At 57.0% G+C, this 23,058-nt stretch carries 24 protein-coding genes; 14 read left to right on the top strand and 10 right to left on the bottom strand.

Annotated features, from left to right (window positions below; all coding sequences use genetic code 11):
- Positions 1-135: 135 nt before the first annotated feature.
- Positions 136-1,155: a BMP family protein gene (locus tag IE156_RS06970; RefSeq protein WP_189391811.1), complete on the top strand. Its 1,020-nt coding sequence runs from the start codon at positions 136-138 to the stop codon at positions 1,153-1,155.
- 112 nt (positions 1,156-1,267) lie between these two features.
- On the opposite strand, the gene IE156_RS06965 is transcribed toward IE156_RS06970, so the two are convergent.
- The 5 genes from IE156_RS06965 to IE156_RS06945 form a co-directional block, all read right to left on the bottom strand.
- Positions 1,268-2,665 carry an MFS transporter gene (locus tag IE156_RS06965; RefSeq protein ID WP_189391810.1) on the bottom strand — a complete coding sequence of 466 codons (1,398 nt, stop codon included), beginning with the start codon at positions 2,663-2,665 and terminating at the stop codon, positions 1,268-1,270.
- 165 nt (positions 2,666-2,830) lie between these two features.
- Positions 2,831-3,340, bottom strand: coding sequence for a peroxiredoxin (locus tag IE156_RS06960; RefSeq protein ID WP_189391809.1), 510 nt, complete (start codon positions 3,338-3,340; stop codon positions 2,831-2,833).
- A 267-nt stretch (positions 3,341-3,607) separates the two neighbouring features.
- A complete protein-coding gene (locus IE156_RS06955) occupies positions 3,608-4,933 on the bottom strand; it encodes a TRAP transporter large permease (protein ID WP_189391808.1) in 1,326 nt (441 codons plus the stop codon).
- Positions 4,930-5,565: a TRAP transporter small permease gene (locus IE156_RS06950; RefSeq protein WP_189391807.1), complete on the bottom strand. Its 636-nt coding sequence runs from the start codon at positions 5,563-5,565 to the stop codon at positions 4,930-4,932. Before IE156_RS06950 ends, IE156_RS06955 begins: the two co-directional genes overlap by 4 nt.
- Positions 5,566-5,684: 119 nt before the next feature.
- Positions 5,685-6,668, bottom strand: coding sequence for a TRAP transporter substrate-binding protein (locus IE156_RS06945; RefSeq protein ID WP_189391806.1), 984 nt, complete (start codon positions 6,666-6,668; stop codon positions 5,685-5,687).
- A 115-nt stretch (positions 6,669-6,783) separates the two neighbouring features.
- Between IE156_RS06945 and IE156_RS06940 the strand changes: the two genes are divergently transcribed.
- The 8 genes from IE156_RS06940 to IE156_RS06905 all read left to right on the top strand — a co-directional run bounded on the left by IE156_RS06940 (position 6,784) and on the right by IE156_RS06905 (position 12,721).
- A complete protein-coding gene (locus tag IE156_RS06940) occupies positions 6,784-8,754 on the top strand; it encodes a sensor histidine kinase (RefSeq protein ID WP_189391805.1) in 1,971 nt (656 codons plus the stop codon).
- Complete coding sequence (locus IE156_RS06935) at positions 8,747-9,385, top strand: response regulator transcription factor (protein WP_189391804.1); 639 nt, start codon at positions 8,747-8,749, stop codon at positions 9,383-9,385. Before IE156_RS06940 ends, IE156_RS06935 begins: the two co-directional genes overlap by 8 nt.
- An 80-nt stretch (positions 9,386-9,465) precedes the next feature.
- Positions 9,466-9,969 (top strand): cyclic pyranopterin monophosphate synthase MoaC, encoded by a 504-nt coding sequence (gene moaC / locus IE156_RS06930; RefSeq protein WP_189391803.1) that lies wholly within the window; start codon positions 9,466-9,468, stop codon positions 9,967-9,969.
- Positions 9,970-9,988: 19 nt separating this feature from the next.
- The gene (gene moaD / locus IE156_RS06925; RefSeq protein ID WP_189391802.1) at positions 9,989-10,246 is read left to right on the top strand and encodes a molybdopterin converting factor subunit 1; all 258 of its coding nucleotides are present in this window, start codon (positions 9,989-9,991) and stop codon (positions 10,244-10,246) included.
- 1 nt (position 10,247) lies between these two features.
- Entirely contained in the window at positions 10,248-10,727 is a 480-nt protein-coding gene (locus IE156_RS06920; RefSeq protein WP_189391801.1) for a molybdenum cofactor biosynthesis protein MoaE, read from the top strand.
- A complete protein-coding gene (gene moaB / locus IE156_RS06915) occupies positions 10,720-11,250 on the top strand; it encodes a molybdenum cofactor biosynthesis protein B (RefSeq protein WP_189391800.1) in 531 nt (176 codons plus the stop codon). Before IE156_RS06920 ends, moaB begins: the two co-directional genes overlap by 8 nt.
- Before the next feature lie 98 nt (positions 11,251-11,348).
- Positions 11,349-12,554 carry a molybdopterin molybdotransferase MoeA gene (locus tag IE156_RS06910; protein WP_189391799.1) on the top strand — a complete coding sequence of 402 codons (1,206 nt, stop codon included), beginning with the start codon at positions 11,349-11,351 and terminating at the stop codon, positions 12,552-12,554.
- The gene (locus IE156_RS06905; protein WP_189391798.1) at positions 12,542-12,721 is read left to right on the top strand and encodes a hypothetical protein; all 180 of its coding nucleotides are present in this window, start codon (positions 12,542-12,544) and stop codon (positions 12,719-12,721) included. The genes IE156_RS06910 and IE156_RS06905 overlap by 13 nt, the downstream gene beginning before the upstream one ends.
- Before the next feature lie 90 nt (positions 12,722-12,811).
- Here the strand turns inward: IE156_RS06905 and mobA are convergent, their stop codons facing one another.
- The 3 genes from mobA to IE156_RS06890 all read right to left on the bottom strand — a co-directional run bounded on the left by mobA (position 12,812) and on the right by IE156_RS06890 (position 15,728).
- On the bottom strand, positions 12,812-13,411 hold the full coding sequence (gene mobA, locus IE156_RS06900; RefSeq protein WP_189391797.1) for a molybdenum cofactor guanylyltransferase MobA: 600 nt from the start codon (positions 13,409-13,411) through the stop codon (positions 12,812-12,814).
- Positions 13,408-14,442 (bottom strand): GTP 3',8-cyclase MoaA, encoded by a 1,035-nt coding sequence (gene moaA / locus IE156_RS06895; RefSeq protein WP_229841163.1) that lies wholly within the window; start codon positions 14,440-14,442, stop codon positions 13,408-13,410. Before moaA ends, mobA begins: the two co-directional genes overlap by 4 nt.
- 179 nt (positions 14,443-14,621) lie before the next feature.
- Entirely contained in the window at positions 14,622-15,728 is a 1,107-nt protein-coding gene (locus IE156_RS06890; protein WP_189391795.1) for a substrate-binding domain-containing protein, read from the bottom strand.
- 201 nt (positions 15,729-15,929) lie between these two features.
- On the opposite strand from IE156_RS06890, the gene IE156_RS06885 reads away from it, so the two are divergent.
- From IE156_RS06885 to IE156_RS06865, 5 genes are read left to right on the top strand one after another with little or no spacing between them, the layout of a single operon-like run.
- On the top strand, positions 15,930-16,436 hold the full coding sequence (locus tag IE156_RS06885; protein ID WP_189391794.1) for a formate dehydrogenase subunit gamma: 507 nt from the start codon (positions 15,930-15,932) through the stop codon (positions 16,434-16,436).
- On the top strand, positions 16,433-18,001 hold the full coding sequence (locus IE156_RS06880; RefSeq protein ID WP_189391793.1) for a formate dehydrogenase beta subunit: 1,569 nt from the start codon (positions 16,433-16,435) through the stop codon (positions 17,999-18,001). The genes IE156_RS06885 and IE156_RS06880 overlap by 4 nt, the downstream gene beginning before the upstream one ends.
- Before the next feature lie 13 nt (positions 18,002-18,014).
- Positions 18,015-20,936 carry a formate dehydrogenase subunit alpha gene (gene fdhF / locus IE156_RS06875; protein WP_189391792.1) on the top strand — a complete coding sequence of 974 codons (2,922 nt, stop codon included), beginning with the start codon at positions 18,015-18,017 and terminating at the stop codon, positions 20,934-20,936.
- 31 nt (positions 20,937-20,967) lie between these two features.
- Positions 20,968-21,834, top strand: a complete 867-nt coding sequence (gene fdhD, locus IE156_RS06870; RefSeq protein ID WP_189391791.1) for a formate dehydrogenase accessory sulfurtransferase FdhD — start codon at positions 20,968-20,970, stop codon at positions 21,832-21,834.
- Complete coding sequence (locus IE156_RS06865; protein WP_189391790.1) at positions 21,831-22,082, top strand: formate dehydrogenase subunit delta; 252 nt, start codon at positions 21,831-21,833, stop codon at positions 22,080-22,082. Before fdhD ends, IE156_RS06865 begins: the two co-directional genes overlap by 4 nt.
- A gap of 61 nt (positions 22,083-22,143) precedes the next feature.
- Here the strand turns inward: IE156_RS06865 and IE156_RS06860 are convergent, their stop codons facing one another.
- Together IE156_RS06860 and IE156_RS06855 are read right to left on the bottom strand one after the other, a co-directional pair.
- Positions 22,144-22,605 (bottom strand): universal stress protein, encoded by a 462-nt coding sequence (locus IE156_RS06860; RefSeq protein WP_189391789.1) that lies wholly within the window; start codon positions 22,603-22,605, stop codon positions 22,144-22,146.
- Positions 22,606-22,692: 87 nt separating this feature from the next.
- Complete coding sequence (locus tag IE156_RS06855; RefSeq protein ID WP_189391788.1) at positions 22,693-23,034, bottom strand: protein tyrosine phosphatase family protein; 342 nt, start codon at positions 23,032-23,034, stop codon at positions 22,693-22,695.
- Positions 23,035-23,058 lie beyond the last annotated feature (24 nt).

Raw genomic sequence — 23,058 nt, 5'->3', positions numbered from 1 at the left:
CTGCAAACCGCGTTATAAGCCAAATCGTATATTTGACATTTAAAACTTAAGAGCGCGTTGTCTTTTCATCTCCTGTAGATTAGAAAAAAACTTTTTACCGACGACCACGTCGGAGACTACCCAGGAGACATAATCATGAACGGATTCACCCGTCGTCAACTATTGCTGGCTGCCGCTTCTGCGGGTGCGGGCGCACTGATCGCCCCTTGGGCCAATCGCAGCGTTCTGGCTGCTGACAAGCCCGTAGTCGCCGCATTATTTTGCGGCCATATCGATGACAACGGCTTCATGCAAGCCGGTTACCAGGGCTTTAAAAAAGCCCTGGACCAATTACCCATCACGGGCCAATACAAAGACCAGGTTGCCAACGAAACCCAAGCCCAGATTGCAGCCTTGCGTGAGTTGGCTACAAAATACAAGCCTACCTTGCTGATCGCCCACGGTGGCCAAAACACGGATGCCGCTCTAGCCGTGGCCAAGGAATTTCCCGATATTCGTTTTGTCATTACCCAAGGCGCCGTCACTGCCAACAACCTAAGCAGCTATGACGTGCAGCAGGAAGAATCGGCCTGGCTGGCAGGCGCCTATGCAGCCCTGATGACCAAGACCGGCGTGGTTGCCCACCAGTCGGGAATCCGCGTGCCTCCTGGCCTACGCGCCCGAGCCTCTTATGCGGCTGGCGTCAAATACGCCAACCCCGATGTGAAACTGCTGACCAACTTCTCCGGCAATCAGGATGACGTGGAACTGGCCGCACGCGTGACCCAAGCCCAGGCCAAGGCAGGTGCGGATATCATCTACACCATGCTGAACAAAGGCCGCAGCGGCACCACCCAGGCTTGTCGCGAACTAGGCATCAAAGAGATCGGCAATGTGATCGATTGGGTGGCCCGTGAGCCGGACGTATTCATTGGCTCGGCCTGGGCCGATGTGGGCATTGGCGTGTTCGAGGCTTGCAAGGATTTAAGCGAGAACAAGTTTGAATCCGGCAAAATTTTCAAGGTTGGCCTGCAGCAACCCGACGCCGTGCGTCTGATTATGGCGCCAGACACCCCCGAATCGGTTCGCCAACACATTGCCGCACTTCAACAGGATATTCTGGCCAAAAAGATTCACGTCGAGGCCGAATTCTCAGGGCCTGAATTCCAGATCTAAGCAGCAGGACAGCCATACACAGAAAGCCATAGCGCTTCATGAAAAACCCCAGGCAATGCCTGGGGTTTTTTGTCTGCGGTGACCTACCCTGCGAGATAGCGGAGCAGCTCCCTCAAGTCGCAGAATCCGCGGGTTTACGCTCTTCTTCTGCACTCGCCGTATCAGTAGCGTCCTCTTCCACCACAGGTTCCACCGGCGCACTTTCAACACCTGCTGGCACCCGTTCTTCCATAGGGGGCAAATCTTCGAACACCGGATCATGCGATACGTCGGAGCTGATATCCACTCGTGGGTCCAGAGCCACCGCCGCAGCCGAACTTTGCAAACTGTCGGGCATGGGCACAAAGGTGGTTGGCGCATCCTGGCTCAAGTGATCACCCAGTACCTTTTGTGGACGGATCAGCAAGACCAAGGCCAAGCCACAGATCGCCACAAAGATGTAGTACAGATTGCTGCCTATATAAGTCATCAGACCACCAGCAAGCAGCGGCCCCACACAGGCGCCCAAGCCATAGACCATGTACAGGATGGCGCTTAGACCCACCCGGCGCTCCGGGTCCACGTTGTCGTTGGCAAAGGCCGCGCCCAAGGGGTACAGCGTAAATTGCAAAATCCCGAACAAGGCGGAAAAAACCAGCAAGAACCAGAACGGTGCTTCAAACCAGCCCCATAAGGGAATGGCCAGCACCAGCAAACAGACTGCATTGATACGAATCAGTTTGACGCGATTCATGCGATCGGCCAGCCAACCCACCGGCCACTGCGCCAGCACACCGGCCGCTACCGACACGGCCACAAACAAAGCGGCCTGCTCATTGCTTAAATGCACACGCACTGCATACACCGGCGCCAAGCCGTAAAATGCACCCGTCAGCATCCCGGCCACCAGCAGTACCATCATGGACAAAGGTACGCGGTCCACGTAATAGCGTGCGTTAATCGGCGCGGGCACTTGCAAGGGTGGATGGCTGCGACGAGTAATCGCCACCGGCACCAGACTGAAGGCCGAACAAATAGCCACAAAGACCAGGGGCTCGTAATTCAAGTGCGGGAACAAGGTCAGTGACAACTGCCCCAGCACCGTCCCCAGGCTGGAAAACACCATGTAAAAAGCAAAGATGGTGCCACGCTGGCTATTGTCGCTTTGCTCATTCAGCCAGCTTTCAATCCCCATGAATTGCACGACCATCGCCGCCCCCGCCAAAAAGCGCAGCAGCAGCCAGATGTACATGGAGTCCACCATGATCTGGACCAGCACACAGATGGTGACAATGGCGGCACTGGCAGCGTACGCGCGAATATGGCCCACGCCCATAATCAGGCGGTGACCCATACGAGCACCAAATACCAGACCCAGGTAATACACCGCGATCAACCCGCCAATCCATACCTCTGACACCGAGATGGCCGTCAGGCGCACCCCCATGAAGGTATTGAACAAGCCCGAGCTGAGCAAGAGCATCAGAGTCGCAAAGTACAGGGACGAAAACGCACCCACCGATGACAGCATCCACACATCCTAAAAAAACTGCATCACCATCCTCGCAATCGCTTTCATCGGCCTGTGCAGCCTCAAGTTTGCAATACGAAGACGGTAAAAAAAGCGCCAGCTTGCAGCCAGCGCTTCGTAATCCTTCTATCCCACGCCACGCCGGACAGGCGCGGGATCAGATACTTAAGACTGTACCTGTTTCAACAGCGTGTCTGCATCTGTTGTGTGCAGGCCGCCGTCGTTATCAATGTTCAATTGTGTGACAACACCGTCTTCCAGCAAGGCGGAAAAACGCTTGGCGCGTACGCCCAGGCCTTTGGAAGTCAGATCAAATTCCAGACCCAGTGCTTTGGTCCAGATGGCGCTGCCGTCAGCCAACAAACGGACCTTGCCATTGACGTTCAGGGACTTGCCCCAAGCGCCCATCACGAAAGGATCGTTCACTGCCACGCACCAGATCTCGTCCACGCCAGCTGCTTTGAATGCATCAGCTTTGGCGATAAAGCCAGGCAGATGCTGCTCGGAGCAGGTGGGGGTGAAAGCGCCTGGAACGGCAAACACGGCAATTTTCTTGCCTTTAACCAGATCAGCCACCTGAAAGTTATTGGGGCCCAGAGGGCAGCTTTCCGTGGCGGTTTCAATGTACTCGCTAAGGGTCGCGTCTGGAACGCGCTCACCGACTGAAATGGACATAAGGTCTCCGTATGAATAAATACCGCCAGCATGGCGGCCCGAACAACCTATGATACTAATAGACTGGCCTGTCTAATAGGCAAATAATACTTATCAGTACGTTTCATCATAGAACACCGTCTATAAAACACCAGCATGAACACCCATAAAAAAGGCCGGGCTTGTCGCCCGGCCTTCACGGTGATTCAGGTTTTATGCAGATTGCATAAAGCCGTTCTGCCACATCATGGGCTCACCCGCCCTGAGCGCGGATAGCGATCAGGACTTCTACAGCCATCCCATCATGCGGGGCAGCCAAAGCGTAATTTCAGGTACGAACGTAATCAGCAAGAGGAAGGCCAAACCGGTCAGCAGCCAAGGTACGGTGGATTTGGTCACTTCGGTCAAACCCAACCTGGATATGCTGGAGGCCACATATAAGTTCAGCCCTACTGGCGGCGTCGCCAAGCCAATCTCCATATTCACCACCAGCATGATGCCAAAGTGAACCGGGTCCATACCCAGCTTCATGGCGACGGGGAACAGGATAGGCGCCATGATCAGGATCAGGCCCGACGGCTCCATCACCATGCCGATCACCAGCAACAAGACGTTCACAAACAGCAGGAAAGCAATCAGGCCCATCCCTTGCGAGACAATCCATTCCGCAATCGCCTGGGGAATCTGTTCGGAAGTCAGAATGAAGGCAAACATGACCGCATTGGTGATGATGTACAGCAGCATGGCACTCATGGCTGCCGATTCCAGCACAATGCGTTTTACCTCGCGCAGCTTCACATCCTTGTAGACCCAGACTGCGATTACAAAGGCGTAGACCGCACTGATCGCCGCAGCCTCAGTGGGCGTGAACACACCCGAGTAAATACCGCCCATCACAATGACGATCAGCATCAGACCCCAGATGGAGTCCATGAAGGCACGCCAGCGCTCTTTGTACGAAGCACGCGGCATACGGGGATAGTTCAGTTTCCAGGCGCGGAACATGGTGGTCGCGCCCAGGAACACGGCCAGAATCAGGCCTGGCACTACACCCGCAATAAACAGCTGACCAATCGAGGCCGTGCCCACTTTCATGCCATCCGGGCCTTCCACCATCATTCCGCTGGTGGCCACGGCATACATCACCATCACAATCGAAGGTGGCAGCAAAATACCCAAGCCGCCAGAAGTCGCCACAATGCCTGTCCCGAACTGCACGGGATAACCTTGTTTGACCATGGCGGGAATCATGATAGAACCAATAGCCGCCACCGTTGCAGGCGAAGAACCACTGATGGAAGCAAACAAGGCGCATGCCAGCACAGCAGCCAGACCCATACCGCCGGGCAAGTGGCCCACCATCGAGGCGGCAAAACGAATCATGCGCTGCGCCACCCCACCATGGGTCAGGAAGCTACCAGCCAGAATGAAAAACGGGATCGCCATGATCTCGAACTTCTCAATTCCGGTGAATAGCTTGAGCGCAATACTGTCCATGGGTACTTCGGTCATGGTGAACAGGAAACCCATCACCGTCAGACCCAAAGCAATTGAAACTGGCATCCCTGTCAACAGCAGGACAGCCAGCATAGCGAAAATAATCAGGGCGGTCATGCGCGCGCTCCTTCGGATTCAGACACACCGCGCTCTGTTTCGTCCATCAGATCAGCGCCGGGCTGATGCTGAGGCAAATGGCCAGTCTGGATAAAATTCATCAAGGCTTGCAGGAAGCGGAAGCACATCAGCAAGGAACCCGAAGGCACCGCCAGATACACAATCCACACAGGCACTTCCAGGTCAGCCGATACCTGGGCGGTCTGGGCAATGCCGTACACGAACTTGCCGCCAATCCAGGCAACAATGGCCGTAAACAAAGCGCCGGAAGACAGGGAAATGACCACCAGCAGATGACGCCAGCGCGGCCCCACGGAGTTGACCAACACATCCACCCCTACGTGGATCCCCACACGCACACCGTAAGCCGCGCCAAATTTGGCCATCCAGACAAACAGGTAAATACACAGCTCTTGCGCCCAAAGCAAATTGAGGCTCACAACGCTACGGTAGGTAGAGCGCGCCATGGCCATCAAAGACTCGTGACCATTCGCTCGCGCCCAGGACACCAGATCGGCCAACAGGCTGATCGAGTAGCGCTGGCACACCGCGACGAAAATAATTACCACGGCGGACACCATCAGAAACGAAATAAACGTCTCCTCAAAGCGGTCCAGAATACGTAAAAACATGGATAGCTCCAGACTACCAATGGCCCACCCGGCAGCGGGTGAGCGCAAAGCAGTAGCGGGAAGGAAAAGAGAACAGGTCTGAATCAGACCTGTACAAGGCAATCAGGCGGGCAAGCCGCTTATTCGGTGGCTTTATAGAAAGCGTCGATCACGTCCTGACCAATGCGCGAGGACATTTCTTTGTGAACCGGGCGCAATTGCTTGACCCACTCTTCACGCTCAGCAGCGCTCAACTCGTAGAACTGAGTCTTGCCCGAGGCTTTCATGGCACTCATGGATTCCTCGTTTTCCTGCTCGGCGATGTCGTTGGCATAGACCGTGGCTTCATCCATGGCTTTTTCCATACCCTTGCGAATATCTTCAGGCAGACCTTCCCAGAACTTCTTGTTCACGATGACGGCATAGCCCAGGTAACCGTGGTTGGACACGGTGGCGTGCTTTTGCACTTCGTGCATTTTCTGGGTGTACATATTGGACGGCGGGTTCTCGGTACCATCCACAACACCAGTTTGCAGAGCCTGGTAAACCTCGGAGAATGCCATCACCTGGGGCACGGCATCCAATGCTTTGAATTGAGCTTCCAGCACCTTGGAGGACTGGATACGCATCTTCAAGCCCAGGAAGTCGTCAATGCTTTTCAGGGGGCTGTTGGCGCTCATGACCTTAAAGCCGTTATCCCAGTAGGACAGACCCTTGATGCCTTTAGGCTCCAGCTTGTCCAGCAACATGCGGCCCACAGGACCTTCGGTGACCTTACGCAAATCACTGCGGTCATTAAAGATGAAAGGCAAGTCGAACACTTCAAATTCACGCACGCCCAAAGGACCGAACTTGGCCAGCGACGGAGCCAGCATGTGAACAGCACCCAGTTGCAGCGCTTCCAGCTCTTCCTTGTCTTTGTACAGCTGCGAGTTCGGGTAGACTTCAACCACGACCTTGCCTTCAGTGTACTTTTCAGCCAATTCTTTAAAGCGCACAGCGCCCTTGCCCTTGGGTGTATCTGGCGATACAACATGGCTGAACTTGATGATCATGGGGTTGGCCCAGACAGGCGCGGACAGGAATACGGACGCCAGCAAGCTGGCCACAAGGGTCTTTTTCATGTTTGCCTCCGGTCGGTTGAGAACCGACACGTTTTATTGATTGATATGCGTTAAAGCGTGTAGCTTAAAAAAGCAGCCCAGAATTATCTATTGTGGAAATCCGAAACTATTTGTCATGATGCGTCTTGCCCGTCCGTCCGGATTCATACGCCAGGCTGCTTCGCGCACCTTGGCCGCTCACCCGATCAGCACCTATGTGCCTATTTTGGCGATCCTGATCATTGTGCTGTTGATGGGCGTGTTTGCCTGGGCAGTCAATAATGAGCGCGACGATGAACAGTCCAATGAACTGATCCGCAATGCCTTGTGGGTTGAGCAGTCCCTATCTTTTCAACTGCGCTCACACGAAAACAACCTAAGCCGCATTGCCAGCGAAATTGAGGTTCAGTCGGATCTCATCAGTACCCAGTCGGCCCTGACACAACTGCAGCACTTCAAGACCATTCACCCGGATCTGTTGAAAGTTGCAGTGCAAGACCGCTTTGGTACTACTTTGCTGGTGCGCCCCCCCGGTGCCGATACCCGGATTGCGGCCCACGTCAGTACCCCACGCACATCGACCTGGCTACCCGCCTATTTTTCCAACGAGCACCAGGAAAGCGTGCTGGATCTGGTCGTGCCGATTTACGAAGAGAACGATATTGTCGGCACCTTGCGCGCCACCTTTTCCCTGGCCACCATCCTGATGGAAAACGTGCCCTGGTGGATTGCCGAGCAGTATCACGTCACCCTGATCGACCAGAGCGACCAAGCCCTTGCCATGCGTTCCAAAGGCGAACCGGGCGAGAGCGAATTGCGCTACGCCATGTCGGTAGACCCGCCTTTGCATGGCGTGCGTTTACTGATGACGCCCTACCCGCAAAAGAACATTCCCACCTTCACCCTGCTGCTAACGGTGATTGCCGGTCTGGCCCTGCTGGCCGTCGTCAACCTGGCCATGCAGCACCATTACGCCCGCAAGCGTCGCGATGCCGAGCTGGCCTTGATGCAGGAACAGGCCTTTCGCAGCGCCATTGAAAACTCCATGGTTACCGGCATGCGCGCCCGCGATTTGGACGGCAAGGTGCTTTACGTGAATCCGGCTTTCTGTGAATTGGTGGGCCGCAGCAGCGAAGACATTATTGGGCTGACACCGCCCATGCCCTGGTGGGTGCCGGAAATGATGGACGAAACCCTGGAACGCCGGGATCGTCTGAAATCCGCCCCTTCCGTGCAGGTCTTTGACACTCTGTTCCAGCGCCCTGACGGTTCGCGCCTGGATATACAAGTTTTTGAGTCCCCCCTGATCGACGCCCAGGGTATGCATGTGGGCTGGATCAGCTCTGTCATCGACATCAGCTCCCGGAAGCAGGCCGAGGCGCTGGCCAGCTCTCAATCTGAACAGCTGCATCACACAGCCAAGCTCGTCACCATGGGAGAGATGGCCTCGACCTTGGCCCACGAACTGAATCAGCCTTTATCCGCCATTGCCAGCTATGCCGCCGGGTCGCTGAACCTGTTGGCCAATGAGCCGCTGGACCCCACCCAACTACGTCGGGGACTGGAGAGTCTGGCCGAACAAACCCGCCGCGCAGGGCAGATCATTCACCGTATTCACGACTTTGTACGCAAGCGAGATCCGCAGCTCAGCCCACTTAATCTGTCCGAGGCCTTGCAAGGAGCGCTGGCCATGGCCAAGGCTGGGCTGCGCCATCATCAGATTCAACTGATTGCGCCCGCTCACCCGGAACACCTGCCCGTTATGGGTGACAAGGTGCTACTGGAACAACTGATCTTCAATTTGCTGCGCAACGCATCAGAAGCCATGTCCGGCCTGGAGCCGGAGCGTCGGGTGCTGGAAGTGACTATGCAGGCCAGCAACGGTGTGGTGCTGGTGATGGTGGCAGACCAGGGCCCTGGCGTGGCCTCCACCATCATGGCTGAAGTGTTTCAGGCCTTCACTACCACCAAAGCCCAGGGCCTGGGAATTGGTTTGAATATTTGCCGCTCTATCGTTGAGCTGCACCATGGCAAACTCTGGTTTGAAAACGGGGTTCCCCACGGTGCGACTTTTCTGTTTTCCTTACCTTTGATCGAACATGACTAAGCGCGCTCCTTTGGTCCACATCGTGGACGACGACCCGGCCATTCGCGATGCCCTGTCCTGGCTCTTTGGCACCCGTCAGGTCAACACCGAACTGTGGGACAGTGGCGAGGCCTTTCTGGATGCCCTGGGCCCAGAGAGCCAGGGCTGCATCCTGCTCGACATTCGTATGGACGGCCTGTCCGGCCTGGAGGTCTTTGAGCAACTGCGTGAACGCCAGTCCAGCCTGCCCGTTATTTTTCTGACCGGCCACGGCGACCTGCCCCTGGCCGTGACCGCCTTAAAACAAGGTGCGGCAGATTTTATCGAAAAGCCCTTTAACGATAACGATCTGGTGGACCGGGTTCTGGACGTACTGCGCAGCTACGAGGCCAGTCAGGATGAGCGCGCCACTGAGCAGGCTTTGGAGGCGCGTCTGGAAACCCTGTCCCAGCGCGAGCGCGAAGTGCTGGCTCTGGCCCTGGAAGGACGGCTGAACAAACAGATTGCCCAGGACCTGAGCATTACCATGCGCACGGTTGAAGTTCACCGCGCACGCGCACTGGAAAAAATGCAGTCGCGCACCTTGATTGAACTGGCGCGCATGCTGGACCCAGCTCGCTTGCGCGAAGACCGCAGCCCCTCGGGGCCTTAGTCAAAGCCATCGCGCCGGGTGTATATAATGCAGCCATAAACTATTAGAACCGCGCCCAAGGCCCGGTCCCCGGAGCGATAATGAGCACCACTACCGAAAACACCGATTTGCACCTTTCCCATCTCGATGAAGATGGCAAAGTTCAGATGGTCGATGTCAGCCATAAGTCCGCGACATCCCGTTCTGCCACTGCCCGCAGCGTGGTGCGTTTAAGCCCGGCTGCCTATCAATTGCTGTCGGCCCAGCACAATGCCAAGGGCGAAGTGCTTAACACCGCCCGTGTGGCCGGCGTGCTGGCCGCCAAACGCTGCGCTGAACTGATCCCCATGTGCCACAGCCTGCCACTGGACTTTGTTGGCATTGATTTTGAAAGTGATGCCAGTGCCGGCACCATTGCCGTGCTGGCTACCTGCCGCACCCGCTACACCACCGGCGTGGAAATGGAAGCCATGATGGCCTGTTCCGTTGCAGCCCTGACGATCTACGATATGTGCAAAGCGGCCGACAAAGGCATTGTGATCGAGCAGACCCGCTTGCTGGAAAAAACGGGTGGTAAAAGCGGCACCTGGACCGCCTCGGCGTAGGCCCTTTCACGGAGATATCATGACTAGCCCTTTGACCTTGCGCGTGCTGTATTTTGCCCAAGTAGCTGAGCGCACCGGCCAGCGTCAGGAAAGCTGGGACTGGCCGCAAGACGGCACCGTCCAGCAGTGGACCGACGCCTTGCTGCAGCGCTACCCGAACTTGAGTGATATGGCAGGCCGCCTGCATGTGGCGGTCAATCAGTTTCACGCCAAACCCACTGACCCGGTACGCCCCGGCGACGAAGTGGCCGTGTTCGAGCCCGTCACCGGAGGTTGAGATGATCCGCATCCAGACAGAAGATTTTGATGTCGCCGCCCTGAATGCCGAGCTGCGTGCAACGGCGGGCGGCCAGGCTGGTGCAATGGTGACCTTTACCGGCTATGTGCGCGATCAGGCTGACGGCACGGCTACCGAATCGCTATTTCTAGAACACTATCCCGGCATGTGCGAGCGCGAGATCGAGGCCGTTTGCGATCAGGCCCGCCAGCGCTGGCCGGTTCTGGATACGCTGGTCGTACACCGGGTGGGCGAGCTGCATCTGACTGAGCAAATTGTGTATGTAGGCGTCACCAGCGCCCACCGGGGCGATGCCTTTCGTGCCTGTGAATTCATTATGGATGTGCTGAAAACCCGCGCGCCTTTCTGGAAGCGCGAAACCTTGGCCGACGGCAAGCGGTTCTGGGTGCAGCAGCGCGACAGCGATGCCCAGAAAACCGATGCCTGGAACACTTCTGCGGACACGAACAAGCATGTCTAAAGCCAAGACAGATTTACCCGCTGCCCGCCTGAACGCGGCCGTCCTGACGATCTCAGACCGCCGTGGCCCCGATGAGGACACATCCGGCGATTATCTGGCGGCCAGCCTGACAGATAGCGGCCATCACTGCGTCCAACGTGCCATCAGCAAGGACAATATCTACGCTATTCGCGCTCTGCTCAGCCAGTGGATTCTGGACCCGACCATTCACGTCATTCTTTGCAATGGCGGCACGGGCTTCAGCCATAAAAAGTCCACGATCGCAGCGGTCACACCTTTGCTGGATCAGGTCATTACTGGTTTTGGTGAACAGTTCCGTTATTTGTCCTATCAGGACATAGGCTCATCAGCATTGCAGTCCGACGCCCTGGCTGGGACTGCCAACCGAACCTTGCTGTTTTGCATTCCCGGCTCCGGCGGTGCTTGCAAATTAGCTTGGGAAAAGATCCTGCAAGAACAATTGGACAGCCGGCACCGCCCCTGCAATTTCGCCTCTGAGTATTTGGACCCACCCACCATCTAGCGTCATTACATACCAGTGGCATCCCCATATTGCGCCTTATCGGATCATCATTTCAGGCCCCAGGCCACGACTTTGTTTTATCGAATTTATCCAATCCTATGATCGAATTTGACGTAGCTCAGCAACGGCTGGCCCAGGCAGGACAAATCCCCACTCAAACCGAAAGCTGCGAGTTAGCCCAGGCTTTGGGTCGCATTCTGGCCGTGGATATTCAGGCCCAGCTGGACATGCCTCCGGCTGACAATAGCGCCATGGACGGATACGCCTTGCGCCTGTCTGACATTGCCGACGGCAAAGTGCTGCCTATTCAGCAACGCTGCTATGCAGGCGATATTCCGCAAACTCTGAAAGAAGGCATGGCCATTCGCATCTTTACCGGCAGCATGCTGCCGCCCGGTGCCGATACCGTCGTCATTCAGGAGAACTGCCAGGAAAACGAGCAAGGGGTACGCATTCTGGAAATGCCCCAGGCTGGTGTGAACATTCGTCGCCGTGGCGAAGATATGCGCATGGGTGAAGTGCTGATTAAAACGGGTACTCGCCTGACTGCGGCCCATATCGCTCAAATGGCGGCCCAGGGCCATGCACAACTGACCGTATACCCCATGCTAAGCGTGGGCATTCTGACTACAGGTGATGAGCTGACGCCCGCCGGCCAGCCCCTTAAAGAAGGCCAGATCTACAACTCCAACGCCCCTATGTTGCGTGCTCAATTGCAAGCTCTGGGCGTGGGTACGGTACATGCAGTACACGCCAAAGACACTTTGGAAGCCATTCAGGATGCCCTGAAAGACCTGCTGCAACGCTGCGATCTGGTGCTGACAGTCGGAGGCGTGTCGGTGGGCGAAAAAGACTTTGTGAAACCAGCCATTGAGGGCATAGGCGGCCAACTGGACCTGTGGAAAGTGCGGATGAAGCCCGGCAAACCGCTGGCGCTGGCCTATATCGACGACAAACCTCTGGTCTGCCTGCCCGGCAACCCGGTCTCTTCCTACGCCGTGTTTTCCTTGATGGTGTCGCCGCTGATCCGTCGTCTGCAAGGCCGTCACGCCAGCCTGCCCACCGTGCGCTATGGGATTTTGCAAGGCGGGCGCCACTTTGAAGGCGACCGCGAAGAGTTCATCCGCGTACAAGTAGACAATGACGAACAAGGCCGCCTGTTGGCCCGCCCCTTCGACAATCAAGGCTCAGGTGTAATCAGTTCCTTGCCTTGGGCACAGGCGCTGGCCCGTATTCCTGCGGACACACATGTCGCCCCCGGCGATGTTGTGCGTCTGTATGAATACAGCCAATGGCAGGCTTGACCTCAATCTGCTACCTCAAGCTCGGTGTTCTCGGCAATATCATCACTGACATGCACGTCACGCTGTCAAAGGTACTCGAACAGTGCTTGCTGGCAGCGGCTGCACAGAACATGAAGAAGATCGCGCTGAATCGCGATCAACCATCAGCAACGAATGATGATCCCTGAAACGATAAACCCCTGCAGGCGCAGGTTCAAACCCATCCGCTCAGTCCCTAGAACCCGAATTTCTTATCAAACCGCCAATCAGAGACTCACTTACCAACCCTGCGCTGTCTCCAGGTCTTGCGGGGTATTGATATTGAAGAAAGCATGTGCAGGCGCGTCGCGGAAATCAACTTCCACTGCGCCTATGCTGTGCAGCCAGCTCATCACACGGCGCTCGCCGCTGAGCAAATACTCTTTCAAGGCAGCCGATTGATCAGTACGCAGCAACAAGCAAAGCGGATGGCTGCGTTCAGCCTGGGCATAAGCGGCAACTGCGCCCTGCTCTTGTACGGCCTTGATCAGGCGCTTACCCAATTCGGCGGGGACAAAAGGCAAATCCACGGGGCAGGACAAGGCCCAGGGCGTGGTGACCTGATCCAGCACACTGGCCAGACCCGCCAACGGACCTAGATAGCCTTCCAGCTCCACTGTGTCGGGGACGACGCGGCCCCAGTGGACATACTGCTCCGGATTACGATTGGCACTGATAAAAATGGGACCCACCTGCGGGCGCAGGCGACGTACCAGGTGCTGAACCAAAGGCTGGCCCTGCAAAAGCAGTAAGCCTTTATCGACTTGGCCCGACAAATCAAAACGCCGGGCTCGTCCGCCTGCCAACACAATACCGCTGATGTCCTGTGTGCTTATCATCCGCCGATGTAACTCATTTCTATACGCTCACGACTCGTGGTCAGCTCACCCCGAATCTCCGAATATCGGTCCTGCCGTCCGGTCCAGACGCCGTGCATATAGGCGGCTAACTGTTCGTCAGAGGCATCCGCGCGCAACTGCGCGCGCACATCATACCCTTGCGAAGCAAACAAGCACAAAAACAGACGCCCTTCCGGGGACAGGCGCATGCGCGAACAGTCCCCACAGAAGGGCTGGGTCACACTGGTGATCACCCCCACTTCGCCCGTGCCGTCTTTAAAACGCCATCGGCTGGCAACCTCGCCACGGTATTGCGCGGCTACCGGCTCCAGCGCAAAGCGTGACTGGATACGCTCCACAATTTCCGCACCGCTGACTACCTCGTCCAGATTCCAGCCGTTGCTGGTGCCTACATCCATGTATTCGATAAAACGCAGAATCTGGCCCGAACCTTTGAAGTGTTCAACCATGGGCAAAATCTGATCATCATTCAGACCCTTGCGCACCACCATATTGACTTTGACCGGGCTCAAGCCCACCGCCTGCGCCTTGGCAATGCCATCCAGCACGGTGGAGACGGACACCCCGCTATCGCTCAACTGGGTGAAGCGAGCATCATCCAGCGCATCCAGGCTGACGGTAACGCGGTTCAGGCCGGCGTCTTTCAAGGCCTGGGCTTTACGGCCCAGCAAGGTGCCATTGGTCGTCAGGGTCAGCTCCACAGGATCGCCCTCCGGCGTACGCAGCTTGACCAGCATGGCAATCAGCACCTCGATATTACGACGCAAAAGCGGCTCGCCACCGGTCAGGCGCAGTTTGCGCACGCCCAGGGACACCGCCTGCCGCGCCACGCGCTCGATCTCTTCAAAACTGAGCAGGGAAGAATGCGGCAGGAACTCGTAATCCGTGCCAAACACTTCCCTCGGCATACAGTAGGTACAACGGAAATTACACTTGTCGGTCAGGGAAATACGCAGGTCACGAAACGGACGGTGGCGCTTGTCCAGGGGTTGCCCGGACACAGCAGCCATGCGCACCGTCGGACGGCGCACGGCCTTCGCTGCTTCTTGATGTGGCCTGCCTGAATCCCCGCCTATCGGTCGGGGCTCAGACTTTGGCCCATGATCATCGCTCATGGTGTTCTCTTTCTTTCAAGGACAGGGTTGGCCCCGTCTCATGGTGTATGTGTGTTTTCGTCAAGCTAAAGGGACTAACGCCAGAGCATATCGGCAGCCTGCCCGAATGCCTGCTCCAGCGTCATGATCTGACCTAAACCCCGTGGGTCGTAACCCACCAGATCTTCCATAAATTGACTATACGCGGAACCGCCAATCACGTTCATCAGTTGCTGCATAGGAGCCTTATTCAGCGCCTCCTGCTCAACCGCAATGAAATAACGCTCCTGCGCCAGGGGAATAAACTCCAGCCCGCATCGGCTAGCCGCTGTTTCTACGCCCAGACCGGTATCGGCCATGCCACTGGCTACGTGGGCCGCCACCGCCATATGCGTCAATTCTGTTGTTTCAAAGCCCAGTACCGCATTCGTATTTACCCCTAACTGTCCAAGCAGTAAGGTGGCCAGGAAGCGGGTGCTGGAACCCATTTGACGGTTCACAAAGCGCACATCGGGCCGCAATAAATCCGCCATGCCGGTAATGTTCTTGGGATTACCCTTTTCCACAAACAAACCCGTCCTGCGGGTGGACAGGAAAATCAGTCTATGGCGCGACGGCGACAGCCACTGCCCATAACGGCGCATGGCAGCCACTTCAAACTCGCCCACCGGAACCTGGAAGCCAGCCAGATCGCAGTCGCCACGCTCCAGCGAGGCCAGCGCTTCAATGGCAGTGCGATAGCGCAACTCCAGGGGCAAGCCATCGTTTTCGTTAGCAAAGCGCATCAAGCCTTCAATCGCAAAACCGTGGCTGGCCTGAAAGCGCAAACGGTCCAGGGGCTGGGCATACAGGCGGCCCAGCTCCTCCTCCAGCTCGGAGGCCATGCTCTCCAGGGTAGGCGTCAAACGCGCGTCCAGCCGCCGGTTGGCCCACAACAAACGTTGGGCAAACTCGGTCAGCTTCGTGCCTTTGCGCCGCGAGGTTTCCAGCAAGGCCGCATCAAACTGTTTTTCGGCATTACGTAACAAGCCCCAGGCGTGTCGATAGGAAAACTGGCATTCCTTGCTGGCTCCCGCCAAGTGCCCAAGTCGCTCGATGGCACCCAACAGACGCAGTACATCCCCCATGGGGAGTTCCACGCCGTCTGCATTTTCCAGTATCCATTCAGAGCGCAGCCGGGCTTTGAATTTCTGTTTGGTCATGTGTTTTTAAGACCAGTGTGTTTTCGTATTTATGTTTTGCACTGCATGTACCAAACATTATATATGCGAAATATTGCTTATTGAAGTTATGGACTTAACTGGTTAGATTACGGTAGAAAACACAGTCAAATAATATGCACAGCCGTGCATAAAAAAACATGGAGGCGCAGGCTCCCAACCCGGGCACCGCGCACACAGGACATGCAAACATCCCCTCATGCCCAGGATCAAGACCTGTCCGGTCTGACTCCTGAAGAGGTCACCTTGCAGGCCGTGCAGGAACATGCCGGCCAAAAAGGTAACCTGTTGCCTATTTTGCACACCATTCAAGACCGACTCGCCTGTATTCCCGAGTCCGTGGTGCCGGTGCTGGTCGAACAGCTGGCCCTGTCCCGGGCGGAAATCCACGGCGTTATCTCCTTTTACGCCCACTTCCGCACCCAGCCTCACGCGACTCATACCCTGGAAATCTGTCGGGCTGAAGCCTGTCAGGCGCGGGGCGGGCTGGAGCTGACGGCTCATGCCCGTCGCCGCCTGAACTGCGACTTCCATGAAAACAGTGACGACGGCCAGTACACCTTGGAGCCGGTCTACTGTCTGGGCCTCTGTGCCCAGTCCCCCGCTGTCATGCTGGACGGCGTTCCCCATGCACGCGTCACCCCGGAAAAACTGGACGCCCTGCTACGCAGCCAGGAGGCCCAGTCATGAGCACAATTACCGTTTATGTTCCACGCGACACGGCGGCCATCGCCATGGGTGCAAACCAGATTGCCGAGCAACTGACCGCACAAGCTAAAGCGCGTGGCCTGGATGTGCAGATTGTGCGCAATGGGTCGCGTGGTCTGCTATGGCTGGAACCCATGGTTGAGGTACAGACAACCGAAGGCCGTGTGGCTTATGGTCCTGTGCAAACTGAAGACCTGCCTGACCTGTTCGATGCCGGTTTTCTGCAAGGCGGCGCGCACACACTGTGCCACGGCCTGACAGATGCCATCCCCTACCTGAAAAATCAGGAACGCCTGACCTTTGCGCGTGTGGGCATTATTAATCCGGTCAGCGTGGCCGATTATCAATCCTGTGGCGGCTTTGAAGGCTTGAGCAAAGCACTGTCCATGGACCCCGCTGCCATTGTGAAAGAAGTGACAGACTCCGGCCTGCGTGGTCGTGGCGGCGCGGCCTTCCCGACCGGGATCAAATGGAACACGGTGCTGAACACTCCGGCTCCACAGAAATACATTGTCTGTAATGCCGACGAAGGCGACTCGGGCACTTTTTCTGATCGCATGTTGATGGAAGGCGATCCGCTCTGTCTGGTTGAGGGCATGACAATTGCCGGTCTGGCCGTAGGCGCGACCTATGGCTACATCTACGTACGCTCCGAATACCCGCTGGCTGTAGACGCGCTGAACGAAGCCATTGTGGCCGCTCGTGCCGCAGGCTGGCTGGGCAAGAACATTCAAGGCAGTGACTACGAGTTCGATCTGGAAGTACGCAAAGCGGCCGGTGCCTACATTTGCGGTGAAGAAACAGCCCTACTCGACAGCCTTGAAGGCAAACGCGGTGTGGTGCGCGTTAAACCGCCCCTGCCCGCCATCAAAGGCTTGTTTGGCCTACCTACGGTCATCAATAACGTGGTGTCGCTGGCTTCAGTACCCGTGATTCTGGCCAAGGGCGGAGCCTACTACCAGAACTACGGCATGGGTCGCTCACGCGGGACCTTGGCTTTCCAATTGACCGGCAACCTGAAAAACGGCGGCTTGGTGGAAAAAGCCTTTGGCGTCACCCTGCGCGAACTCTTGTACGACTACGCGGGCGGCAGCGCCAGTGGACGTCCTTTGCGCGCGGTACAGGTTGGCGGCCCCTTGGGTGCCTATCTACCCGAGCACCAGTGGGATGTGCCCCTGGACTACGAAGCCTATATGAAGATCAACGCCATGGTCGGTCACGGTGGTTTAGTGGCGTTTGACGATACGGTGGATATGGCTCACATGGCGCAATACGCCATGGAGTTCTGTGCCATCGAATCCTGTGGCAAATGCACGCCCTGTCGTATCGGCTCTACCCGTGGTGTAGAGACGATTCAGAAAATCCGTCGCCGCGAAGATATGGATAACCATGTCGAGCTGCTGCGTGACTTGTGCGACACCATGTTCTCCGGGTCCTTGTGCGCCTTGGGCGGCATGACCCCTTATCCCGTCCTGTCCGCGCTGGAACACTTTCCCCAGGATTTTGGACTGGCCCCGCAAACCGAGCAGGACCTGGCCAAGGTCTAAGACGGAGATCACTATGAACGAAACTATCGCCGTACGCGAACGCGACCTGGGTACCCCGGCCTCTTTGCAGACCGAGATGGTCAACCTGACCATTGATGGCAAATTGCTGGAAGTGCCCATGGGTACCTCCGTAATGCACGCTGCCGCCCTGGCCGGTATCAATATCCCTAAGCTGTGCGCAACCGATTCGTTGGAAGCCTTTGGCTCCTGCCGCTTGTGTCTGGTGGACATTGAAGGCCGTCGCGGCCACCCGGCTTCTTGCACCACCCTGGTGGAAGAAGGCATGGTCGTGCAAACCGAAAACGACACCCTGCACAAACTGCGCCGCAACGTGATGGAGCTGTACATCTCCGATCACCCGCTGGACTGTCTGACTTGTCCCGCCAACGGAAATTGCGAGTTGCAGGACATGGCCGGTGTCGTGGGCCTGCGCAGCGTGCGCTATGGCTTTGATGGTGCCAATCACCTGGACGACACCACCGACAACTCCAATCCCTACTTTGCCTACGACTCCAGCAAATGTATTGTCTGTAATCGTTGCGTGCGTGCCTGTGAAGAAGTCCAGGGCACTTTTGCACTGACCATCGACAAGCGTGGTTTTGAATCGCGTGTCACCGCGGGTCAGAACGACGGCTTTCTGGGCAGCGATTGCGTGTCCTGTGGCGCTTGCGTTCAGGCCTGCCCGACCTCCTCCTTGATGGAGAAATCCGTTATCGACCTGGGTCAGCCCGAGCACGCCGTCATCACCACCTGCGCTTACTGCGGTGTGGGTTGCGGCTTCAAAGCTGAGATGAAAGGCGACAAAGTCATTCGCATGACACCCTGGAAAGACGGCAAGGCCAACCGTGGTCATGCCTGCGTAAAGGGTCGTTTCGCCTGGGGCTATGCCACACACCAGGACCGTATCCTGAACCCCATGATCCGCAAGAGCATTACGGACCCTTGGCAGGAAGTGTCGTGGGACGAAGCCATCAATTACGCGGCTTCCGAATTCCGTCGTATTCAGGATCAACATGGTCGTGACGCCGTAGGCGGTATTACCTCCTCGCGTTGTACCAACGAAGAAACCTATCTGGTACAAAAGCTGGTTCGCGCCGCCTTTGGTACCAATAACGTCGACACCTGCGCCCGTGTGTGTCACTCCCCTACCGGCTACGGCCTGAAGATGACCCTGGGTGAGTCCGCCGGTACGCAAACCTTTGATTCGGTGATGCACACCGACGTGGTGATCGTGATGGGTGCCAACCCCAGCGCTGCCCACCCCGTGTTTGCATCGCGCCTGAAACGCCGTCTGCGTCAGGGTGCCCGCTTGATCGTGATCGACCCGCGCCAGACCGAACTGGTCAGCTCACCACACATCCAGGCCGACTACCACCTGCCCCTGCGCCCCGGTACCAACACCGCCATGCTGACCGCAATGGCACACGTGATCGTCACCGAGAATCTGGTGAATGAAACCTACGTAGCCGAGCGCTGCGACACGGCTGCCTTCAATGAATGGCGCAGCTTTGTCAGCCAGCCCCAGAACTCGCCTGAAGTCATGGCCGAAATCTGCGGTGTCTCCGCTGACGACATCCGTGGCGCTGCCCGTCTGTACGCCACCGGCGGCAATGGCTCGATTTACTACGGTCTGGGTGTGACAGAACACAGCCAAGGCTCCACCACCGTGATGGCCATTGCCAACCTGGCTATGGCCACCGGCAACGTGGGCCGTGAAGGCGTGGGTGTGAACCCGCTACGTGGCCAGAACAACGTGCAAGGCTCCTGCGATATGGGCTCCTTCCCGCACGAGTTCCCCGGCTACCGTCACGTCTCGGACAATCAGGTCCGCTCGCTGTTTGAACAAGCCTGGGGCGTGCCCCTGCAATCCGAACCCGGCCTGCGCATTCCCAATATGTTTGACGCCGCCTTGAGTGGCAGCTTCAAGGGGCTGTACTGCCAGGGCGAGGACATTGTCCAATCCGACCCGAACACCCAGCACGTAGCCGCTGCAATGGCTGCCATGGAGTGTGTGGTGGTGCAGGATCTGTTCCTGAACGAAACCGCCAAATACGCCCACGTGTTCCTGCCCGGTTCCTCCTTCCTGGAAAAGGACGGCACCTTCACTAATGCCGAACGCCGCATTTCGCGTGTCCGTAAAGTGATGGAGCCTAAAGCCGGCATGGCAGACTGGGAAGTGACCTGCGCCCTGGCCCGTGCCCTGGGTTACCCCATGAGCTACGAGCACCCCAGCCAGATCATGGACGAAATCGCCAGCCTGACACCGACCTTCACCGGCGTGTCCTACGAGCGCATCCAGGAACTGGGCGGCAGCGTGCAATGGCCTTGCAACGAACAAGCCCCAGAAGGCACCCCCACCATGCACATTGATGAGTTCGTGCGTGGCAAGGGCCGCTTCATGCTGACCCAATACGTGCCAACCGAAGAGCGTAGCAGCCGCAAATTCCCCTTGTTGCTGACTACCGGCCGCATCCTGTCGCAATACAACGTGGGTGCCCAAACCCGCCGTACCGACAACGTAGCTTGGCATGCCGAGGACTTGCTGGAAATTCACCCGGTGGATGCCGAGGATCGTGGCATTCGCAGCGGCGACAAAGTCTCGGTTAAAAGCCGTGCGGGCGAGACGGCGTTGCGCGCAACGGTCACCGAACGGGTACAGCCGGGGGTGGTCTATACTACTTTCCACTTTCCCGAGTCGGGTGCCAACGTGGTTACCACCAATAACTCGGACTGGGCGACCAACTGCCCCGAGTACAAGGTGACAGCGGTACAGATTCAGCGCGTCACGTCCGAGTCGGCCTGGCAAAATCGCTGGAACCGTTTCCACGATATTCAGCAGCGCCTCTTGCAAGGTGAGACCTTATCGGCCGAGGATCTGGCCCATGCGGATCACAATCACCAGCATGAGCCTGACGAGGCCGTCGCGAAAGTATGATGCGTCTAAACAGGCCTTAAGGAGTTGCCGCGTGAGCCAGGCAGATTTTCGTGATGCCAGCGCCCCCGCCACTGTGTGGCGGCAGGTGCGTACCCCAGCTGAAGTACAAGCTGACACCCTGCCCCAAGAGGATCAGGATGCGCTGGCGCGCGAACAGGCTGTTGCCCTGGAGTTCAACGGCATCAGCCATAGCGCCTTGCTGTGCAGTCCCAGCGACCTGGAAGATCTGGCTTATGGATTTTCCATGACCGAAGGCATTATCCGGAGCGCAGCCGATATACGCGGCGTGGATGTGCTGGACGGCGAACACGGCAGCTTGCTGCAAATCGAGATAGCCAGCGCCTGTCAACATCAGCTCAAGGCCCGTCGCCGTCAGTTGGCAGGCCGTACTGGTTGCGGTTTATGTGGTCTGGAAAGCCTGGACGAGGTACGCCGACAACTGCCTCGTCTGGATGCTCCCGAGCACAGCCCCGACGCCGCTGCAATCTTCCAGGCCCTGGATGCCTTGCGCTCCAGCCAGCCCTTGCATCAACTGACAGGGGCCACCCATGCCGCCGCCTGGTGCAGCCTGCAAGGCAGTATCCTGGCCGTGCGTGAGGATGTAGGTCGCCACAACGCGCTGGACAAGCTGCTGGGCCATATGTTGCGCAACGATATTGATCCCCGCTCTGGCATGGTGCTGATCTCCAGCCGTGCCAGCTTTGAGATGGTCCAGAAGGCCGCTGCCATGGGCATCAACTTTGTGGTGGCTGTCTCCGCCCCCACTGCCTATGCCGTGCAGATTGCCGATGAACTGGGTGTCATGCTGGCCGCCTTTGCCCGTGACCGCAGCTTCACGCTGTACAGCCATCCCCACTATCTGAATACTGCCGAGTCCAAATCGGCCACATCACCATGAATATTGTTCCTTTGATTCCTATGGCCAACCAGATCGGCCAATTCTTTGAAATCCTGAGCAATCGGGAACAAGGTCTGCGCGAGATTGCGGAACATATCCAGAAGTTCTGGGACCCGCGCATGCGTCGCTCCCTACTGGATTTTGTGCAGGAAAACCCCAGCGGCAAAAGCGCTGATGGCGAGCTCTTGCCCATTGTGTTGCAGGCCGTCGTCACCCATAAGCAGCAGTTGGAACCACGCAGCCAGTAAGACACACCGCAGACACAAAAAAGCCCGCCTAAGCGGGCTTTTTCTTTGGGCTGAAAAGCGATTAATCGCTTTCTTTGACGCGGTACACCAGCACGGTGTTCTTGGCCATATTCAGCACCTTGATGGTCACGCTGCCCAGCAACAGACGGGACAGACCACTGCGACCGTGACTACCGATAAAGATCAGATCGCAGCCTTCTTGCTCGGCTACCTGAACCACACCATCGGCCACATTGAAGTTCGACACGGATTTACCGGTTGCCTTGACGCCAGCGGTCTCGGCACGGTCCAGAATCTGTTGCAGGTATTTCTGCGACTGTTCTTTAGCGGTCTTGTCGTAGTCTTCGTCGGTAATGGCATACGCAGCAGCCATGCCGTCAAAGCCCACTGTCGCTGCAAAAGGCTGGGTTACGTGCAAAGCGAGGACTTCGGCACCAATCTGGCGGGCAAAAGTCACGCCTTTGTTAGCTGCCTGGGCGGACAACTCGGAACCGTCAGTTGGAATCAGAATTTTCTTGAACATGGCATAACCCCTTTGAATGGAGACAGATAGCTTACCGCTGCACCAAGGCACAGGACAAGCTAGTACAGACCTGAACCTTGAGCCAGGTCAGGATTCGTTCAATGCACGAAATAATACGGCACAACGAGTGCCCGTGCGGCAATAGGCCAAAGTCGGGCCTGGTAAGGCTTCAAGTAATTGGCCAAAACGGGCAACATCAGCAGAAGTAATAGCGCTACCCACAACTGGCTGATACTGCACCTGTAAACCTGCCGCCTCGGCAGCCTGCATCACATCAGCCGACAAAGGTTGGCCGGGACCACCTTCCATATCAGGCCGGTTGATAATGACACTTTTAAAACCGGCATCGGCTACGGCTTGCATATCCTCTCCCGATAACTGAGGGGCGACGGCCAATTGCTCGGTCAAAAACTGGTGTGGGAAGGGCATAGAAACTCCTGAAATCGGGATAAA

The sequence above is a fragment of the Alcaligenes pakistanensis genome (assembly GCF_014652815.1).
GTDB classification, from domain to species: Bacteria; Pseudomonadota; Gammaproteobacteria; order Burkholderiales; family Burkholderiaceae_B; genus Alcaligenes; species Alcaligenes pakistanensis.
This window is presented reverse-complemented; position numbering and strand designations above follow the sequence as displayed.

What these genes read in the sequence shown, in the direction of transcription:
- moaD (WP_189391802.1), top strand. Translation starts at nt 9,989, where the DNA reads ATGACTAGCCCTTTGACCTTGCGCGTGCTGTATTTTGCCCAAGTAGCT.
- moaA (WP_229841163.1), bottom strand. Translation starts at nt 14,442, where the DNA reads ATGGCTGCTGTGTCCGGGCAACCCCTGGACAAGCGCCACCGTCCGTTT.
- IE156_RS06880 (WP_189391793.1), top strand. Translation starts at nt 16,433, where the DNA reads ATGAGCACAATTACCGTTTATGTTCCACGCGACACGGCGGCCATCGCC.
- IE156_RS06885 (WP_189391794.1), top strand. Translation starts at nt 15,930, where the DNA reads ATGCAAACATCCCCTCATGCCCAGGATCAAGACCTGTCCGGTCTGACT.
- IE156_RS06935 (WP_189391804.1), top strand. Translation starts at nt 8,747, where the DNA reads ATGACTAAGCGCGCTCCTTTGGTCCACATCGTGGACGACGACCCGGCC.
- IE156_RS06910 (WP_189391799.1), top strand. Translation starts at nt 11,349, where the DNA reads ATGATCGAATTTGACGTAGCTCAGCAACGGCTGGCCCAGGCAGGACAA.
- IE156_RS06890 (WP_189391795.1), bottom strand. Translation starts at nt 15,728, where the DNA reads ATGACCAAACAGAAATTCAAAGCCCGGCTGCGCTCTGAATGGATACTG.
- fdhF (WP_189391792.1), top strand. Translation starts at nt 18,015, where the DNA reads ATGAACGAAACTATCGCCGTACGCGAACGCGACCTGGGTACCCCGGCC.
- IE156_RS06965 (WP_189391810.1), bottom strand. Translation starts at nt 2,665, where the DNA reads ATGCTGTCATCGGTGGGTGCGTTTTCGTCCCTGTACTTTGCGACTCTG.
- IE156_RS06865 (WP_189391790.1), top strand. Translation starts at nt 21,831, where the DNA reads ATGAATATTGTTCCTTTGATTCCTATGGCCAACCAGATCGGCCAATTC.
- mobA (WP_189391797.1), bottom strand. Translation starts at nt 13,411, where the DNA reads ATGATAAGCACACAGGACATCAGCGGTATTGTGTTGGCAGGCGGACGA.
- moaC (WP_189391803.1), top strand. Translation starts at nt 9,466, where the DNA reads ATGAGCACCACTACCGAAAACACCGATTTGCACCTTTCCCATCTCGAT.
- moaB (WP_189391800.1), top strand. Translation starts at nt 10,720, where the DNA reads ATGTCTAAAGCCAAGACAGATTTACCCGCTGCCCGCCTGAACGCGGCC.
- IE156_RS06950 (WP_189391807.1), bottom strand. Translation starts at nt 5,565, where the DNA reads ATGTTTTTACGTATTCTGGACCGCTTTGAGGAGACGTTTATTTCGTTT.
- IE156_RS06955 (WP_189391808.1), bottom strand. Translation starts at nt 4,933, where the DNA reads ATGACCGCCCTGATTATTTTCGCTATGCTGGCTGTCCTGCTGTTGACA.
- IE156_RS06940 (WP_189391805.1), top strand. Translation starts at nt 6,784, where the DNA reads ATGATGCGTCTTGCCCGTCCGTCCGGATTCATACGCCAGGCTGCTTCG.
- IE156_RS06970 (WP_189391811.1), top strand. Translation starts at nt 136, where the DNA reads ATGAACGGATTCACCCGTCGTCAACTATTGCTGGCTGCCGCTTCTGCG.
- IE156_RS06920 (WP_189391801.1), top strand. Translation starts at nt 10,248, where the DNA reads ATGATCCGCATCCAGACAGAAGATTTTGATGTCGCCGCCCTGAATGCC.
- IE156_RS06855 (WP_189391788.1), bottom strand. Translation starts at nt 23,034, where the DNA reads ATGCCCTTCCCACACCAGTTTTTGACCGAGCAATTGGCCGTCGCCCCT.
- IE156_RS06945 (WP_189391806.1), bottom strand. Translation starts at nt 6,668, where the DNA reads ATGAAAAAGACCCTTGTGGCCAGCTTGCTGGCGTCCGTATTCCTGTCC.
- IE156_RS06905 (WP_189391798.1), top strand. Translation starts at nt 12,542, where the DNA reads ATGGCAGGCTTGACCTCAATCTGCTACCTCAAGCTCGGTGTTCTCGGC.
- IE156_RS06960 (WP_189391809.1), bottom strand. Translation starts at nt 3,340, where the DNA reads ATGTCCATTTCAGTCGGTGAGCGCGTTCCAGACGCGACCCTTAGCGAG.
- IE156_RS06860 (WP_189391789.1), bottom strand. Translation starts at nt 22,605, where the DNA reads ATGTTCAAGAAAATTCTGATTCCAACTGACGGTTCCGAGTTGTCCGCC.